Here is a 16,744-nt window from a genome sequence, read left to right on the forward strand (position 1 = left end):
TACATAAGCACAGACAAAAAAGTTTCGTCAAAATACATGACAAAAGAACAGTTCTGCCAAGTAGTAGATCAGCTTTGCGACTTTCTTGTTTCCAATCCCAGCTACCTAAATGCTGAAGTGCATGTAATCGGTGGTGAGCCAAGTATGCTAGGCGAAAAATTCTTTAAAGAAGTTTTGCCTTATGCAAATGAAAAGTTTGCTCAGATACCTACAAACGTTAAATTATCAATAGTAACTAATCTACTTACCTCACGAGCTGTAAAAGTAGCTAAACTTTTTGATCATATTTCTACTTCGTATGAAGTGAATACTCGCTTCATCAAGGTGAATCATGAACACGCGCCTGAGCTAGAAAATCAGTGGATTGATAATTGCAAGAAGATGATTGCAGATGGTCATAAAATAAATGTCACTATGGCTATAACTAAGCAAGCTGTTGATCTTGGCGCTAAAAATGTACTCGAATACCTATATGGTATCGGTTTTAGAGGTATTCATACAGGCTTTTTCATCCCGTCTGGGGATGGAATGAAGCATATCACAAGCGTATTCCCTGCATTTGAGGAAACAAGCCAGTTTTTGATTGATGCTACAGACTGGTATCTTGAGAAACGTAAAATTTGTGATGAAATCGCGGTTAATCCAGTTGAATCTCTTATCAACTCCATAAAGTTCAATAGAGCAAATGACGATATTATATGTCCGATTATACCTGGAAGTATTGACATTGACTGGAATGGTGAAACAGTGACGTGTATTGAAGCTGGTGGTGAGTTAGGTTTCGATTCTATGGGAAATATTTTCGACTCAAATATTTCAACAATCATGAAGTCAAAGAAGTATCGACAAGAGAGACGTAAGGCGATGAAAGTCAAAACGTCATGTGTTGGTTGTGACGAGATGGAGCAGTGTCAGATGGCTTGCGGAATTTTACATGATTTTTGGAACGGGGAAGGTGAATGCCCTGGCTTTAAACGTTTTATTAAGAACACTAGAAGACTAGTAGAAGTAGAAAATGTCCAACCAAGATACGAGTAAGATAAGAAAACGGTCTCAGGAAGAGATAGACCAAGCTTTAAAGCAAACTAGGGGTGGTTCTTCATTTTTTTCAATATTCAGAATTTTATACAAAATGATTGCACCATCAATTGCTAGATTGCTAAACCCAAAGGTTATACTTTCTGGAGTAAATCAAGCTCAAAACAATACAGTTAAAGAAAAAACTGAAACTGCAATCTCTAGACCATACGATTACGATGGACAAAAGTGAACCAATTGGATTTTGCGGCATATTATTGTAATATGCCGCTTAATAATTAATAAAAGGAATAAAAAGTGAGTAATGTAAATTTCACGACTAAAAAAGTAGTCATTCCGTCACCGAAAAGAGATTACGACTGCTATAAAATGCCTGATGGTTTTGATGCGAACACACAGAACAACATAGAAAGCGGGTATTTCGTTTTTACGATGATGCCATCATTAAGATGCGAACTTAACTGCCCACATTGTTACTTATCAACAGATGAACGAAGAAACAGCCCAGTAATGAGTCTTGAACAGCTCCAAGAAGTAATGGATAAGGTCTATGATTACTATGCAGACAAAACTGATGTACCAGTTAAGTTTCTCTCATTCTACTGGTATGGTGGTGAACCAACCCAGATGGGTATAGATTACATGATATCTGCCTTCAAGCTCATTGAAGAGCGTTTTACCGAAAAAGATGGCTACCATATCAGACACACCCTTTTAACGTCTCTAATAGCCGTACAGGAGTATTGGTTTGAGTTTTTTGAAAAGTGGTGTGGCGGTTACTTTCAGACATCTTTTGATGGCTTGATGCGCGGTAAACGCTATATGAGAGACTGGGAGCGAAAAGTTAAGCTTGCTAGATCTCGTGGAATTAGCGTTGGAACAATTACCGTAGTAAACAATAAAATTTTAGAAGATACTCCAAAGGGCGTTCTGGACTATCTTGTTGAACTTGGTATTAGCGAAGCTTCATTCCTACCAATGATGCGAAATGAGCAGAATGAAGCGCATCACTATGGGAAATATGCGCCATCAATGGATCAGTATTCAGAGTTTATGATTGAGTTTATGGAGTATTGGTATGAACTCAAAGAGAAGGGCGTTAATGTTCCTGCTATTGGTCAATCCCAATACATAATGAGTAGGGCAAACACTGACAAAAACGGAAACATAGCTGGTCAAACAATGTTTCTAATGCCAAATGGTGACTTTACACTTCCAGATTACCGAGATGGATATACTGAGTATATGCAACCCTTTGGAAATATCTTTGAGTCAGACTTTGAAACGGTTCTATCCTCAAAAGATAGAAGAAAATATCTCCGTAGACAATACTTTGCAAACAAGAATACTGAATGTATTGACTGCGATAGACGACACCAGTGCATTATGGAATTTTGGAAAGAAAACAAAAAAGATGATGATTGCTTCGGAGCTAAGAAGTACGTGGACTGGTTAGTAGATAGAGAGAGTAGGATTCCTGTCGTCTCTCTATCCAATGGAGTGATGTGTTAAACAATACTCAACTCTAATAGACACAGGTTAATGTCATCTCGTATTTTACGAATGTAATTAACCTGTTTTTTATCACCTTCAGTTTTTTTTCTTTCGGCTATTCTAGTTTTATTAAGTTTAGCGCGACCTTCCACAAACTCAGGGCTAACCTCAGAGATGGGTAAACCCATCTCAATTCTACAAAGTTCTTTTGCTATTGAGTAAATGGCTTCACTGGAAAGATCAGATGCAAGACGCTTTTTGGCTTCTAGAAGTGTTTCGCCTGATGATAGAGATTTTAAGATGTTATCTATGTCTGAATCAGAAAGTTGGTATTTCTGAGTTAATCGCTTTATTGTCATTATACATACCTTTGTTTTTATGTTATTATTAATTCAATTCAATAACCAATTTTATTTAAAAGAGAAATAAAATGCCAATAAAACTTGATCCTGTTTTTTATGAAAATTTCTTTGTGTACGATTATGAGACCGCTGGCTTAGATAAAAATCATAGCCAACCTGTTCAAGGGGCTTGGATTTATACTGATTCTCAATTGAATATCATTCAGGGGTCAGACCAAAACGTATATTGTAAAATGAGATTGGATGTAGTTCCCTCAATTGATGCATTCATGATTACTAAAATCGATCCTAAGACGCTAGAAGAAAAAGGCGTTTCTGAATACGAGTTTGCAAAAATAGTTCAACATGCGATGCAGCAGAAACCAAACACATGCATTTCTGGTTACAACACAATGGCATTTGATGATGAAGTTACACGAAATCTAATGTTTAGAAATAATCGCAGAATGTATGATCATGAGTGGAAGAATAACAACGGAAGAGTTGACTTCTATAATCTATTAAAAATGACATATGCTTATTTTCCTAACCTTATTAACTTCCCTCATAATGAGGAAGGAAAGATTAGTTTAAAGCTTGAAGATCTATGTAGAGCTAATGATTTATTACACGAGTCAGCCCATGATGCATTAAGCGATGTAATTGCAACAGTGCAGTTGGCTAAGCTAATTAGGGATAAAAAACCTAGATTGTTCGATTATTTCTTGAAACTATCTAGCAAGAATAATGTAAAGAACCTACTGACCGAAAGACAACCAATGTTTTACACGGAAAGGGTTATTGATGAGGCTAATTACTTCACTACATTAATTTATCCTTTAGTTATGGATCCAAAGAATAGCAATGCATTTATATGTGTTGATTTAACTCAAGATCCAACTGTATTAATTAATTCAAGCTCAGAAGAAATTCAAAAGCTAGTTTTTACTAAACGCGCAGATTTGCCTGAGGATGCTCCTAGACTGGGTTTACATTCTATTAAGACAAATAAGCAACCAATTTTGAAAGAAGTTGATGAACAGTCTTCTAGCTTATTATATAAGAGATTTAACATTAATCGTGAACAATGTGATAGAAATCTTGCGTTGATTAATGAAGCCATAAAGAATGACCCGTACTTCTTAACAAAGTTACAAGCAGCATTTGAAAGCAATTTACCTGATAAAAGTGATGTATATGGTACTTTGTATTCAGGAGGTTTCCTTTCTAACAACGATATGGCAATAAGAGACTCAATGCATCACATTGTGGACTTTAGTAGTAATGCTACAAGACTAGAAAAGACAGATGTCTATGACCAAGCATTGAAAGCAAATGATAAAAAGCGTATTGCTGACTTATTGCTTCGCTCTAAATGGAATACTCACATGGATAACCTTCTGTCGAGCGGGGAATACTCAAAGGTAGAGTTTAGAAACTATCTTTCCTATGTATCGAAAATGGTTAGCTTTAAGCTTCCTGATGCTGATAATGAAACAATATCCTCATTCAAAACCAGACTGAAAGAGCTACCTTTTGAAAGGGCGCTTACAGATGAAGAGAAGTACATCTTAAAAGGTTTGGAGCAGCATGTTGCTAAAATGGAGTCTAGTCTTTCAGAGTTGAGAGAGATCGACAAGCAAAACGAGTCAGAATATAAAGTTGAAATTTCAGGTGACTCTAGCTTCAAAAAATTTACGATTCAAACTAGAGAATTAGAAAGAAATCAGAATTTAAGCATGTAGCTTTCTAAACCACTTATTAATAAAAGAGAGATTATTGACAATCTCTCTTTTTTATGTAATATAAAAAATAGAATATTGGAGGAAACATGCTTATTTTAATAATTGCTGTAATTATGGCTATAGCGGCGATTTGGGCTGGGGTTGGCGCATTCTACGGGATGATTACTAACTATCTCCATAGCCTCTCTCCTGAGTCTGTAGGGGTTATTAAATACATACCTTACTTAGAGTATGGGACGATGACTTTAATTATTGGCATCCTAATTTTTCAAACATACCAGATTGCAAAAATTAAAGATGAATAAAAACCCTCGCAGTGCGAGGGTTTTTTGTTACTTACCGCCTTTATTTTCATTATCAGGCTCTGGCTTATCCTTACCATCACCTTTAGGCTGTCTCATGTTAAATTTAAGAGTTCTCATAATACCGTCAGCTTTGTGTTTGATATCATTAACACTGCCTTTCAAAGCTTCACCTACTTTATCTTCCCCAAATCCTCTATTACCAGCGCCACCAGCAAACCATTCTAAAATGTGGTTTGGCAAAGTATACATGATAGAAACGATAGTTTGAGTGATTGCTAGAGCAGTTGCTGTGTACAGAGCAATCAACGCGAACAGATCTAATGGGCTACCATGTAAATACATTTTTGCTGCTGACCAGAAGAATGTATTAAAGATAGTGAACCCAAGTGAAGCAATCGTGATTGCGCCAATTAAACCAATAATCATTAATGACGGTTTGAGAATAACAACAATTAATAGTTGCATTGCTCTTTCCAGCCTTTGTCCCAGTATCCCTTGACCTTCAGGAAGCAGCATTTGAACAACTGCAAGTGGAGCAGCAGTAGATGCTTCAATAACTGTCACTAAATAGCCAATCATCATATTTGTCCATGCTATTACAGGTAAGAACGGGATCATGTAAGCTAAAACAAATCCGCATGACAAGTAGGCAATAGAAATAATCAAAAGTAATTGCCCGACTGAACTAAGAACCGAAGCCAAGGCATTAAGTGCTCCACTGCCTCCTCCTGTAACATCAACCCCTTTAAATAGCCAACTCTCACCAATTGCAGGAATGCCAGCTCCAAGAGCCTTAACCCCTACAGCCAATCCATATCCTGTTGCAGCGTAGGTGTTCATTGTATGACCGATTGAAGATAGTGTTAAAAACGGGTTTGAAAAGCCAGCAGGATTAAACATGTTACCTTGAACTGATTCACCTGCTTCCTGTTCACCAAAGAAAATTGGACCGCTAGCAAAATGATTCAGAATTGCTTGAGTAGTATCTGTTGCATATGTCGATGCAACATCCTCATCAATTTCACAGTCATCATAACTAGGACACTTACCCATATAAGAGTCAATATTTACAGAATTGCTTTTTGATGTCTTTGGACCTATTCCTTCGACATATCCATTTGACGCTTTGTAAACATAGGAAATCAGTGCCTTTGCTGCCTCATAATTTGCATTAGACTGCTTACATGCTTCAGATGCATCAATGTTTTCAGTTATGTTTTTGCATAATCCTGAACTTGCTGGAGCAGAAATTTTATTATCGATATCAAAAGATCCAACTTTTTGTTGGGTTGAGCCAACCTCAATAAACCATAAACCCGCTGCTGACCAACCACCCTTAGTTATTCGATCAACTTGTTTCTTTTCATCACCAGTTAGTTCTCTATATAGATAGCTAGGAATAGTGCTTGTAATCTGGCTCTGAAATGCGGAACCAGCTTTTGCAAATCTTTCTGAATTACTTTCAATCTGACTCAGTATCTGTTTGTTAGAATCATCTGAATTAGGTGTTTTTACAGCTTGATTTGCTCTTTCTGGATTTCCTTTATCTAAGTCCCCTATATCAATTGCTATAGCAAATGCGGCATTAATTGCATCAGGCAATGTTTGTTTTTGGAACATGCTGAATGCAGTTTCAAAATTTTTGATTTCATCAAGGTCTGCGCTTGATAAAGACGCATTTTCATTGATTATTGAGTCATTTTTTTCTAGTACCTTAATGGAACCACAGCCGTACATAAATGAGATATTGTTAATCTGAATATCGGACTTAAGAAGGTTTGTTAAACCACCAACATTTGCAATTCTATGGGTATAGGTCTCAGCATCTGTCTTGATTACATCAGCAAAAATATTCTCTTGCTTGATTTCGAAAACCTTTCTCGTTGAACCGTCAACAGTTTTAATCTGAGTCGTTCTACCTGTGTAGTAATCAACTGTAGCAATTTGCGCCTTATTAGGGTCAGATCCTGGCTTTCTATAGCCTGGTATAATTCTCTCCGCCTTAACGCTGTGATCAACGCAGGATAAGCTCTGAACAATATTCAAAAGTGGCTTATTGCCAGGAGATACAGGTGAGTACCCATATATACCATCTGTTGTTAGCTTAGAAGCGGTATTGTTCCACAAGAATGTCGCTGAATTTGAGCCAAAAATGACGAGCCATATAATTCCAACCTGAGATAGGGACATTACTCCACCACCAATACCAGGAACTGGCATAACCAATCCGATCCCCAATACAGATCTTATAGGCATCCAAACAGGAGACCAGTTTCTGTTGAGAACCTCACCACTATGAGTAGAGTTTAATGCACCACCACCTAGAACGTAGACCATAACCACAGTTCCGAAGGTGATTGCCAATAGATTGGTAAACCCTATAGCAGAAGCCAGTATAGAAATATCACCACTATCATTCGTCCAAGGCTCAAATATAAAGCTACCAAAAATTATTCTTAACCAAACATGAAAATAGTCAACGTTTGCATCCGAAGGATCCAAAGACACTGGCATATTTAAGATGTTATTAAAAGCGCTGTTAACAGAATTTTCTCCATAAGAAACATCACTTGCATAGGCACTTGCACTACCTAAAGCAAGGAAAAATATGAAGAACATTACAACAACATTTTTTATTGGTATTTTATTAATGTTCATTTTTTATTTTTCCATTTTATTGTTACTTAAATAATAACTTAATTGGAGCAAATTCTAAAGGTTTTCGTTTGATTACGTTGAAATATTGAATGTATGATGTGGTTAATACTTTATGGCGTTGAGACCAATTCCTGGCAACAATTCTAGCTCTCCACAACTGATATGAGTTCGACCAGTAAAGCAAGGAAAGACCAAACACAAATCCAAAGCATATTATTGTAGATAGAATTGAGCTGAAGCTAAGGGCTTGCCATAAACAAAACAGAAATAATACAATTACGCCTATATTGGTTAACCTCAAAGCTTTGTATCTATTGAAAAACTCGTCTTTTGTTACAGAGCTAGACACAGCAGGTGAGATTTTGCCTTCCGATTTTGCTGTTTCTTTTATGTCTTTGACATATTTTACTGTTACATTCTTTTTTAATTCTTTTGTTGCATCAGATGCAATCATCCCGAATATTTTTTTTATCATTTATATATACCTAATTAAAACATAAAAATGGCATATTTAGCGTGTTGCCTACAAAACAAGCAAAGTCAAGGATGTTCATTGCAATCATACCCGCGCCAATATGAATAATTGACTTTTTAAGTGGGCTTGAATCCTGTCCTTGCTGTTTTGGTGCTCCCATGTCTTTTAGTATGTAAATACCCTTAAGGAATGAGTAAACGCCAAATAAGAAAATTATACCAATGAGCATTTCAATGGTTTGTGCAGGTAAGTATTCACCTAACCAGCTATTGCTTAGATCTCCAACCTTCCCAAGCATGTCACTCTCATTGATTGATAAAACATCCATGCTATAGCTAGGTGTGCTATTCGAGACTGTACCTGAGAAAATGTGATATGCTGCACTTGATGACAATAAAAGCATCCCTGCGAACATTTTACTTACAGCATGTGAAATAGGGTGCTGGTTTTTATTCTCAGCATTTCTTTTAACATCATATAATCCAGCACCAATGAGCACTAAGCCAAGAAGTATAAAGGCGCTAACTATCAAAGAATTGATAGGGAATACTTGTTTGTCTATGAAATCATTGTTGTCGTATCCGTTTGCAAATGTTTGCAACGGCAGAGTTGCCGCGACAACCCCCCAAAAAAACCTTTTCATATTCTTTTCCTAAATCTTTTATTATATTTTGTTATTTATTTTTATTTTTATTTTATTTAGTTAAATTTGAACTGTTTTCAACATCTAGCATCAAGGATGATGCTTGCAAAGCTTCCATTCTTAATTGTTGTTTGTACTTAAGGATATCCAGATGGATTTGGAATGCTTGCATTACAGCCATTCTTCTTTGCAGTTCGCTAGGCATTACCGCATCTTTTTGATCGGCTGTTGCTCCAGCAACCTCAACAACCCACTCAGGATTACCCCACCTTTCATCAGAGAAATCTTGTAAAAGGGAAAGTTCAGATGGCGCTTTTAGTTCACTACTTTCTCCAGCAGAACCTCTAACAGCAGCAATATGCTGAAGTGAAGCAACAGCAAGCGACCTTATGGCAAGTTTTCTCATTTCTTTAACCATCATTGCATCTTTTTCAAAAGAGCCTTCAGGTAGGGTTTGTGACTTCTTGTGTTCTGGTAAAGGACCAGTGATTAAATCAATAATAGTGTCAGCAGCCACTTGCTCGCTTGGCTCATAAGCATCTTGAGTTTCAGTCCCAAGCAAGATCCCGCCTCGTAAACAAAGGCTTGTTGAAAGCTTGTCTGTTCCCTCAATATTATCCGCATATTGTAGGTTTCGACACAGCTCGATTAGCTCTTTAGTTTTTTCAACTTTCTTTTCAGTAACTTTAACTTGACTGTCTGTAAAGTTATTATTTTCGTGAGAGTCTTTATCCAGTTTTGAAACGGTTGTATCGGTAGTTACACAGTCAACAGCGTTTGAAACCTTTTGGATAGCACAAGTGCGCGGTGCTTGTTTGTCAGGTTCTGACATTTCTTTTACCATCAGGTTATGCAGGGATTCTTCAAGCTTTAATTCCTTTTGTAGTGAGAATTGAGCCAGGAACGAATCCATTGACATAATTGCTTGCTGAAAATATGAGTCAGCAGCCATCATAGCTGTCATAAGTTGAGATTCTGATACCCATTGTGATGCTGATTGTATGTTACCGACGATTTCTTCTGTTAAGTTTGCAAAGTCAACGTTAGGGATTGCGTGAGATGGAGCGCTAACTGTCAAACTTGAACCTAGAACTACAGCTAATACGGTTTTCTTTAATTTATTCATTTTATTCAAACCTTTATATTTTATTGCCAAGAACAAAACCGCTATTACTTAAATCACGGCTAACTTGTGTCCTATGCGTAAAACCATATTTACCAAAATCTCTTTCTATAAATTTGGCGCTTAGCTGTTTCATTTCCCTAACCTTTTTACTTTCTTTAAATAGGGTTCCGCAACTAATTAGCTCGTCTTTACTTACATATGGGGCAAAATTTTCGAATTTCATATTGTTTTCAATTCCTTAAAAAGAGGTTATTATTCATTATTAAATAGAAAGGAACTTTACACTTTTATTTAGGTTAATTTAATAATAATATATTATCAAAGTCAACTTTGAAATACTAACAGATTAAGAGATATAAAATGAAAAATAACTCGCAAGATATATTCTCGCCTGGTTTTCAAGATTTGTTTTGGGGAACGTTAGAGCCTGATTTTAGAGGCTTCATGAGCGATCTGGAAAATAAAGAGGTTTGGACTCATAAATATGAGGAATTTCCAGACATGTTCAAACAACTTGCAGATCTTTTACCACATTGCGATGAAGTTCGAGCTATGAAAGCGGACAATAAAACAATAAGGGATTTCATTGCAGTGTTATCAGCAATGCCAGCACGACAATCTTTATCAGCCCTTTCATGGTTAGATTCTCAATCATCCTCAGAAACTCGTATAGGATGGGGGGCTAAAATCTTCCTAGAGTGTGCTGACATCTATAAAAATAAACAAGAAGATCCTCTGAAGCTTGAAGCAAAAGCAGTATATAAAAGAGTCCAATCAATTTCTCAAACTAGATTACTTGTAGATCTTTTTGTGAACGAAGCAATATTCGGAGAAAAGAAATGAATAAGATAAAACTAACATTTTTAAGTTTAGCTATTGGCAGCGCCTACATGCTTCCTGTCAACGTGAGTGCTGCTGATGCCGTACCTAAAAGACCAAGTGTTTGCAAAACAGAATCCAAGGCAAAAATCAAAAAGTATATTGAGAAGCAAGAGCAGTCTTGTGAAACTGAGTATGGAATTGATACAAAAAACAAAGCAGAAGATAGTGACTACTGGTCAAATAGTGATGACGCTAACTGTGATTTAGGCTTGAAATTCCCAAGCTTGCCAGGGTTTGACTTAGATATCAGCGCCCTTAATGCATGTGAGATAGCGCAAGCAGTGACGGAGAATGTGGTTGGAGAAGTTAACAAAACCACTCAGGACGCTGTTGATAACATTACAGAGAACGTAACTGGTGATAAGGACGGTTTAGATCTTGATGTTGACCCTAATGATACCGTTGTAAATGAGATGGAACAACGCAATGTAGCTGGAATGGGTAACTGATATTAAAGCCCCGAATGGGGCTTTTTAGTAGGAAACAATATCTATGAAAGACTTTTTAATGATCATTGAATCTGATTGGAAAGTTTATAAATTAACTCAACTTCTAAATGAGGTTGGTTGCACAAACTTCAAAGTCATGTCAACAAGAGGCAGGATTCGTGATTTCCCATCCAATAGGATGGGTGTAAATCTTGAAACATACGCCGCAGAAGAAGTGTATTTAGATGAGCATTTAATAAAAAAAATCCGATCTGAAAGCGGAAAATATGCAAAAACACTAATTTGTACAGATGATGACACAGAGGGAGAAAAGATAGCTTTCGATTTGGCTAAGGAAATAATAAACAACTATCAAAGATCTATAATTAAAGATATGACTACTAATTCAGTACTTAAAGCAATCGGTAATGGTCGAGATATAGATATGAAGATGGTTAATGAACACATATCTAAAAGAACAGTCAACAGAATTATAGGGTTCAATCTGTCAGTAACTGATATTAGAAATAGATCAGAAGTTGGCAGAGTCATTACTCCAGTATTATCACACATAGAGAAAAACGCTCAAAAGTCTGGAATCATATATAAAAACCTTCAATCTGACGGAAAAAATGTAAAGCTAATCTTTGATTGCTTCAATATGGATAGAGATACAATAAAGGGTATTACTGAGCAACTTTCAAACATTACCAAGATTGAATTGATCCAATCTGATGAAAATGAATTACTTGATAGCAGCACACTTTGGAATGGTAAGCAAGCGATGATTAATATTGCCAGTTCATTGAATATGAAAGTGATAGAAGTTTTCAATCATTTACAGGATTTATACGCAGAAGGTTTAATATCATATTTTAGAACCGACTCCTGTTCTGTTTCGGATGATGATGTTAGCACCCTTATCGAATTAGCAAGTGAGTTTGGAATCGTTCCTGACTCAAGAGAAAGTATTATATCTAGAGCTAAAAAAGGGAATGATAAATTATCAAAGATTGAGAGGGTTCAGCATAGTCATGGCGCATTAATTCCCTTAAATCCACACTTCAATCCATATGCTCCATTATCTTCTCTATCTGATAGAGATAAAGTTTATAGTTTACTAGTGAGACACACTTTGAAAGCTGTAAAAAAACCAGCAATCATAAAAGTAGCACGTTTCAAGCCTGATTTAAGCAGTATTAACAATAAAGAGTTTTTTAACATAATCTCTCAGTACAGAGATAAGGTTGATTATAAATTTATTTCAAGAACAATTAAGAGTCACGATAAGCCTGAGTTTCCATACTACCCAGAAATTTTACCTAATGGTGTAAACTTAGGCATTGAAAAAAGGAGTAAAGATTGCGGTCATAGGTTAATTCAAAAAGATCTAATGGTTGCATTATTGTTGGTTAGGTATGGATTGTCACGACCAAGTACTTTTGCATATCACTCTGATAAGATATCAAAAAGATATATAAATGATGAAAACACCTTAAATGCTCATGCGAAAAGCTCATTACTTAAAGCAAGCCAGGTTGCACCTGTACTTTGTGATTTAAAAACATACCATGAACTAGACAATATCTTTGCAAATAATGAAATGACGCTTCATGAAAGGATTGCTTTATCTCTAGAAATCATAACAAATAAAGATACAGCAGAAGGTCAAACAACAGAAAAAGTCAAATCGAGCGAAATTTCTCCATTTAGATAAAGAAGTAAAAAAATGGTTTGATTATGTCAAACCATAATGATAATCTTCTCCACAAATAATAAGAGTAGCATGACATCGATCACGTTTTGCAAAAAATAATATAAAAAAATAAATAAATGGAAAAGAAAAATGGGTATTAAAAAGTATGTGAATCAAATTGGCGCAGGTATTGCGAGTACTAAACAATTAGCAATGCTTACTCCAGCAGTTCAAAAGATTGTTTCAGAATTTTCTCGTGAAGAGATCAAAGAAGCTCTTGAAGATGACGCAAAGCTGCAAACTTTTGCGGAAACTGTTTACTCAAAACTACCTATTGGTATTAAAGCTAAGCTATCAAAAGAGTGGTTTATTGAAGAAATGGTTAAGCGCAAAGATCTCCTTATGTCTAAAAAGAGCAACAAAAAGAAATTGCGTAAAAAGAAAAAGTAAAATTTCTTAAATATTTTGCAAAAAATACTTGCCTCGCCTATCTTTATGTATATAATTCAGAATACAAATCGATGAGGCGAGGCAAGAAGATGAACTTATCTACCGAACAATACAAAAGCATTATCGCTAACTCCTTAGCAATAGCACAAAAACAAGGCCGCATCGGTCTTTCACTTTCTGAAATCGCTACTGAAACTAAACAGAAGCGACAATTCCTAAAGCTAGCCAGCTCTGACCTGAAAAAAGATTCAGTTATTGATCACAAATATGATGGTGGTTTGCCAGTACTTACTTTTACTGGTGATGAAGCATACCTAGAAGCTCACCCCTTACCAGAAGGCTTTAGCTTTGCTGAAGGCGGTTTCCTTGCGGAAGCATCTAAATCCTTGAAAGGCTCAATTGTTCAAGGTGGCTCAAAAGAACCTAAAGTTAAAGCTTCACCAGCAATCAACATTGAGAAGAACACTCAGGCTAACACCATTTCAAATGATGATAGTGACATCCTTGTTGATCTAGCAAAAAGTATGATTAGTTACATTTCTAAAAACAGAAATGATGACAACAACTATTTTCATGCTGACCCTTTCTTCAAAGATGCAAACCTTACAGGCTATACAATGGATGACCTGCTGAATGTTTGTGGGGCGTTAGCAAAAGAGGGTTATTTGAAAGAAGATGACCTCTTGAGTGAGTTACAGGATGCAAACCTATACATTGTTGAAGATAACTTTGATAATGTTGAAAAAATGAGTGATGCTGAATTACAGTCACTTATCTCTAACTACGCACCAGAACCGTCTGTGGTTACAAGTCCTGTAGCTGTTAACACTGGAAGTGCATCAGCGCCAGCATCGGCACCTAAACCTCAAACCACTGCCAAATCGACAGAAAGAGAAACTTTGTCTATAGCAAAATCTGAAACTAAGCAACCTGTGGAAATGAGTGATTACCTCAAACCACTATACAAACTTGATATTGCTAAAGTGTCAGATTTAAATAGAAAGGAGAAACGTCAAGTTTCAGGTGCTATCATACGACAAATGTTAGCTGAGAAAGGCGATAGTATGAATAAAGCCAACCTTTTTGAGCTTACTAAGCCTGTACTCAATGTATCAATGCCTACTTTCTCTTCCTGGCTTGAAGAGCTTGTTAATGAGGGTGTTATTCACACCACAAAAACGAAAGCTCGACTAATGTACCTGGTTGAAGGTGAAACTTCAGATATCGGTCTTCTACAAAAAGTTGAGGATCTGAAATTACCTAAAGAAGAGCGTAAATTTAGCACTGTACTTGATTGGGAGCTTGCGACTTCTAAAGAAGTGGCTCAATCAGTATCGACTGAATCAATCACTCAAGAACAACCTGTTCAAACACAAGAGCATAAAGTAGACCCATCAGATGCATTTGGAGACGATTTTGTTTTTGAAGCTTTCCCTAGCTCTATGAGTGAAAGCTCTAACGAAAATGAACTTACGGATGTTCAGCAAAGCGGTATTGAGCAAAAGCAAGAGCCTGTGGTTGATTCATCTGCTGCAAACGTACAGCAAGCAACCTCAACTGAGAGTCCAGTCAACATGTCTCAGCAACTAGAAGCTCTTCTTGAAGAGGTTATGGGCAGTATTGATAAGTTGAACGGTAATAATCAAGCTCAGAAAATCGGCTTAGAGGTTTCTCAAAGTATTGCTCGACTAGTGAATTATACCGTTGAGCGTGAAGAGGAATGTAAGAAGTGGCGAGATGCAACTAAGCAATTTCTTACTCAAATCAAGTAAAGCGTAATCATACAAAAGGAGGCTATAAAGCCTCCTTTTTTAATGTCTGTAATCTCAATACAAATCCTTTCTCAAAACACGAACACATTGAAATTCAGGATGATACAGCGCTAAAAACGATAGTTATAATATTCTGATAGGATAATAAAAATAAGATCATGGATTAATTTTGCGTTGGACATCTGTAACACCAAACGTCACATTAGAAGATATGAAAATCATGTCAGATCTACTGTCGAAAGAGCTTTCTTCAATTTATGAATTGGCGATCTTGATGATTTGAGGTAAATGCTACAGCAGTAATTTAGTTTTTTGGTAGGATATTGGGTTATTGGGTTATCGGGTTATTAGGTGGCTAGGTTAGTGGGTTAGTGGGTTAGTGGGGTACTTAGTATCCAGCTAATTATTGGTTAATTTAGTCAATAAAAAAGCCCCTTTCGGGGCTTCAATTATCAATTCTTGTCTTATGCTGCTTCTTTTAACTCAACTTCTTCTTTTGGAAGAGGTTGTAGTTCGAAAACAGTTTCTTCTGAAGATGGTGACGTAAACATAATATCTTTTAGTCGCTCTTCAAGCATGTTACGAACGCCGCGAGCGCCTATCTTACGCTTTAATGCCATATCAACGAGCTGATCTAGAGCTTCATCGGAAATGACTAGCTTGTTACCATCCAACTCAAACAGCTTCATGTATTGCTTTAGAATTGCATTCTTTGGTTCTGTGCATACACGAAGAAGTTCTTCTTTAGTAAGCTCGTTCAATACAGCAATTGAAGGTAGGCGACCAACAAATTCAGGGATAAGTCCGAATGAAACTAAGTCTTCATGTTCCAAATCTGCTAGTGCGTTTTTAGACTCTTCAGCTTTATCAGCATTCTCATCTCTAAAGATGCCAATATTTACAGATTCCGACTTTTTCTTCTCTTTTAAGAGTTCTTCAATACCAGCAAATGAACCACCACAGATAAATAGGATGTTAGATGTATCTACCTGAAGGAACTCTTGCTGTGGATTTTTACGTTTGCCCGTAGGTGGAACAGAAGCAACGGTGCCTTCAATAATCTTCAATAAAGCTTGTTGGACACCTTCACCAGACACATCCCTTGTAATATTTGTAGATTGCGCCTTTTTAGCGATTTTATCAATTTCGTCAATGTAGACAATGCCTTTCTGCGCCTTTTCTACATCGTAATCGCAATTCATAAGAAGGCGCTGAATAATTGTCTCTGTATCATCACCGACATAGCCAGCCTCAGTCAGGGATGTTGCATCACAAATAGCGAAAGGAACACCAAGCATTTTAGCTAGTGTTTGAGCAAATAGTGTTTTACCAGTACCTGTTGGACCGATAAGTAAAACATTTGACTTATCAAGCTCAACATCGTCATTTTCTTGAGTTGCATTGATTCGCTTGTAGTGATTATAAACAGCAACAGCAAGTGTCTTTTTAGCTTCATCTTGACCAATAATGTACTGTGACAAGTAGTCAAAGATTTCTACTGGTTTTGGAGTGCTCAACATCACACTTTGAGCTTGATCGTTAGCCATGCTTTCTTTTAACAGATCATATGATGTTTTTGAGCATTCGCCACAAATAAATACATTTTTGGTTGCTCCGTTTACTAAATCACCACGTTTTTCCGAGCAGAATGAACAATGATGTTGCGCCTTTGGTTTATCAGTCATGAACTA

General features: G+C 36.6%; 17 protein-coding genes. 10 read left to right on the forward strand and 7 right to left on the reverse strand.

Features of this window, described 5'->3' with window-relative positions:
* The first annotated feature begins 36 nt into the window (after window positions 1–36).
* The 3 genes from R7P80_RS01340 to R7P80_RS01350 all read left to right on the forward strand — a co-directional run bounded on the left by R7P80_RS01340 (window position 37) and on the right by R7P80_RS01350 (window position 2,550).
* Complete coding sequence (locus tag R7P80_RS01340; protein ID WP_071236949.1) at window positions 37–1,038, forward strand: SPASM domain-containing protein; 1,002 nt, start codon at window positions 37–39, stop codon at window positions 1,036–1,038.
* On the forward strand, window positions 1,016–1,270 hold the full coding sequence (locus tag R7P80_RS01345; protein ID WP_318096540.1) for a hypothetical protein: 255 nt from the start codon (window positions 1,016–1,018) through the stop codon (window positions 1,268–1,270). The genes R7P80_RS01340 and R7P80_RS01345 overlap by 23 nt, the downstream gene beginning before the upstream one ends.
* A 65-nt stretch (window positions 1,271–1,335) precedes the next feature.
* Entirely contained in the window at window positions 1,336–2,550 is a 1,215-nt protein-coding gene (locus R7P80_RS01350; protein WP_258637653.1) for a radical SAM protein, read from the forward strand.
* On the opposite strand, the gene R7P80_RS01355 is transcribed toward R7P80_RS01350, so the two are convergent.
* The gene (locus R7P80_RS01355; RefSeq protein WP_054389680.1) at window positions 2,547–2,891 is read right to left on the reverse strand and encodes a hypothetical protein; all 345 of its coding nucleotides are present in this window, start codon (window positions 2,889–2,891) and stop codon (window positions 2,547–2,549) included. The genes R7P80_RS01350 and R7P80_RS01355 overlap by 4 nt on opposite strands.
* Before the next feature lie 71 nt (window positions 2,892–2,962).
* On the opposite strand from R7P80_RS01355, the gene sbcB reads away from it, so the two are divergent.
* Window positions 2,963–4,618: an exodeoxyribonuclease I gene (sbcB, locus tag R7P80_RS01360; protein WP_318096543.1), complete on the forward strand. Its 1,656-nt coding sequence runs from the start codon at window positions 2,963–2,965 to the stop codon at window positions 4,616–4,618.
* 86 nt (window positions 4,619–4,704) lie between these two features.
* Window positions 4,705–4,923, forward strand: coding sequence for a hypothetical protein (locus tag R7P80_RS01365; protein WP_054389678.1), 219 nt, complete (start codon window positions 4,705–4,707; stop codon window positions 4,921–4,923).
* Window positions 4,924–4,950: 27 nt separating this feature from the next.
* Here the strand turns inward: R7P80_RS01365 and R7P80_RS01370 are convergent, their stop codons facing one another.
* The 5 genes from R7P80_RS01370 to R7P80_RS01390 are packed head-to-tail and all read right to left on the reverse strand — an operon-like array spanning window position 4,951 to window position 10,048.
* Entirely contained in the window at window positions 4,951–7,581 is a 2,631-nt protein-coding gene (locus tag R7P80_RS01370) for a DotA/TraY family protein (protein ID WP_318096545.1), read from the reverse strand.
* A 22-nt stretch (window positions 7,582–7,603) separates the two neighbouring features.
* Entirely contained in the window at window positions 7,604–8,056 is a 453-nt protein-coding gene (locus tag R7P80_RS01375; RefSeq protein ID WP_054389676.1) for a hypothetical protein, read from the reverse strand.
* Between the two features lie 10 nt (window positions 8,057–8,066).
* A complete protein-coding gene (locus R7P80_RS01380) occupies window positions 8,067–8,699 on the reverse strand; it encodes a hypothetical protein (RefSeq protein ID WP_054389675.1) in 633 nt (210 codons plus the stop codon).
* Between the two features lie 52 nt (window positions 8,700–8,751).
* A complete protein-coding gene (locus R7P80_RS01385) occupies window positions 8,752–9,825 on the reverse strand; it encodes a hypothetical protein (RefSeq protein WP_318096548.1) in 1,074 nt (357 codons plus the stop codon).
* A gap of 13 nt (window positions 9,826–9,838) precedes the next feature.
* On the reverse strand, window positions 9,839–10,048 hold the full coding sequence (locus tag R7P80_RS01390) for a hypothetical protein (protein WP_038129313.1): 210 nt from the start codon (window positions 10,046–10,048) through the stop codon (window positions 9,839–9,841).
* A gap of 137 nt (window positions 10,049–10,185) precedes the next feature.
* Here R7P80_RS01390 and R7P80_RS01395 point away from each other — a divergent pair, with 137 nt between their 5' ends.
* From R7P80_RS01395 to R7P80_RS01415, 5 genes are all read left to right on the forward strand, one after another.
* Window positions 10,186–10,668, forward strand: a complete 483-nt coding sequence (locus R7P80_RS01395) for a hypothetical protein (protein WP_318096551.1) — start codon at window positions 10,186–10,188, stop codon at window positions 10,666–10,668.
* The gene (locus R7P80_RS01400; RefSeq protein WP_118895377.1) at window positions 10,665–11,156 is read left to right on the forward strand and encodes a hypothetical protein; all 492 of its coding nucleotides are present in this window, start codon (window positions 10,665–10,667) and stop codon (window positions 11,154–11,156) included. The genes R7P80_RS01395 and R7P80_RS01400 overlap by 4 nt, the downstream gene beginning before the upstream one ends.
* A gap of 43 nt (window positions 11,157–11,199) precedes the next feature.
* Window positions 11,200–12,852: a DNA topoisomerase gene (locus tag R7P80_RS01405; protein ID WP_318096553.1), complete on the forward strand. Its 1,653-nt coding sequence runs from the start codon at window positions 11,200–11,202 to the stop codon at window positions 12,850–12,852.
* Window positions 12,853–12,981: 129 nt separating this feature from the next.
* Window positions 12,982–13,281: a hypothetical protein gene (locus R7P80_RS01410; RefSeq protein WP_020331528.1), complete on the forward strand. Its 300-nt coding sequence runs from the start codon at window positions 12,982–12,984 to the stop codon at window positions 13,279–13,281.
* Between the two features lie 89 nt (window positions 13,282–13,370).
* A complete protein-coding gene (locus R7P80_RS01415; protein WP_318096555.1) occupies window positions 13,371–15,053 on the forward strand; it encodes a hypothetical protein in 1,683 nt (560 codons plus the stop codon).
* Window positions 15,054–15,517: 464 nt separating this feature from the next.
* Here the strand turns inward: R7P80_RS01415 and clpX are convergent, their stop codons facing one another.
* Window positions 15,518–16,738 (reverse strand): ATP-dependent Clp protease ATP-binding subunit ClpX, encoded by a 1,221-nt coding sequence (gene clpX / locus R7P80_RS01420; RefSeq protein WP_273981026.1) that lies wholly within the window; start codon window positions 16,736–16,738, stop codon window positions 15,518–15,520.
* Window positions 16,739–16,744 lie beyond the last annotated feature (6 nt).

The sequence above is a fragment of the Vibrio sp. 2092 genome (assembly GCF_033339635.1).
GTDB classification, from domain to species: domain Bacteria; phylum Pseudomonadota; class Gammaproteobacteria; order Enterobacterales; family Vibrionaceae; genus Vibrio; species Vibrio alginolyticus.

Bases quoted from the DNA above. Each gene is read 5' to 3' on its own strand.
- R7P80_RS01340 (WP_071236949.1), top strand. From the start codon at position 37: ATGACAAAAGAACAGTTCTGCCAAGTAGTAGATCAGCTTTGCGACTTT.
- R7P80_RS01345 (WP_318096540.1), top strand. From the start codon at position 1,016: ATGTCCAACCAAGATACGAGTAAGATAAGAAAACGGTCTCAGGAAGAG.
- R7P80_RS01355 (WP_054389680.1), bottom strand. From the start codon at position 2,891: ATGACAATAAAGCGATTAACTCAGAAATACCAACTTTCTGATTCAGAC.
- sbcB (WP_318096543.1), top strand. From the start codon at position 2,963: ATGCCAATAAAACTTGATCCTGTTTTTTATGAAAATTTCTTTGTGTAC.
- R7P80_RS01365 (WP_054389678.1), top strand. From the start codon at position 4,705: ATGCTTATTTTAATAATTGCTGTAATTATGGCTATAGCGGCGATTTGG.
- R7P80_RS01370 (WP_318096545.1), bottom strand. From the start codon at position 7,581: ATGAACATTAATAAAATACCAATAAAAAATGTTGTTGTAATGTTCTTC.
- R7P80_RS01375 (WP_054389676.1), bottom strand. From the start codon at position 8,056: ATGATAAAAAAAATATTCGGGATGATTGCATCTGATGCAACAAAAGAA.
- R7P80_RS01380 (WP_054389675.1), bottom strand. From the start codon at position 8,699: ATGAAAAGGTTTTTTTGGGGGGTTGTCGCGGCAACTCTGCCGTTGCAA.
- R7P80_RS01385 (WP_318096548.1), bottom strand. From the start codon at position 9,825: ATGAATAAATTAAAGAAAACCGTATTAGCTGTAGTTCTAGGTTCAAGT.
- R7P80_RS01390 (WP_038129313.1), bottom strand. From the start codon at position 10,048: ATGAAATTCGAAAATTTTGCCCCATATGTAAGTAAAGACGAGCTAATT.
- R7P80_RS01395 (WP_318096551.1), top strand. From the start codon at position 10,186: ATGAAAAATAACTCGCAAGATATATTCTCGCCTGGTTTTCAAGATTTG.
- R7P80_RS01400 (WP_118895377.1), top strand. From the start codon at position 10,665: ATGAATAAGATAAAACTAACATTTTTAAGTTTAGCTATTGGCAGCGCC.
- R7P80_RS01405 (WP_318096553.1), top strand. From the start codon at position 11,200: ATGAAAGACTTTTTAATGATCATTGAATCTGATTGGAAAGTTTATAAA.
- R7P80_RS01410 (WP_020331528.1), top strand. From the start codon at position 12,982: ATGGGTATTAAAAAGTATGTGAATCAAATTGGCGCAGGTATTGCGAGT.
- R7P80_RS01415 (WP_318096555.1), top strand. From the start codon at position 13,371: ATGAACTTATCTACCGAACAATACAAAAGCATTATCGCTAACTCCTTA.
- clpX (WP_273981026.1), bottom strand. From the start codon at position 16,738: ATGACTGATAAACCAAAGGCGCAACATCATTGTTCATTCTGCTCGGAA.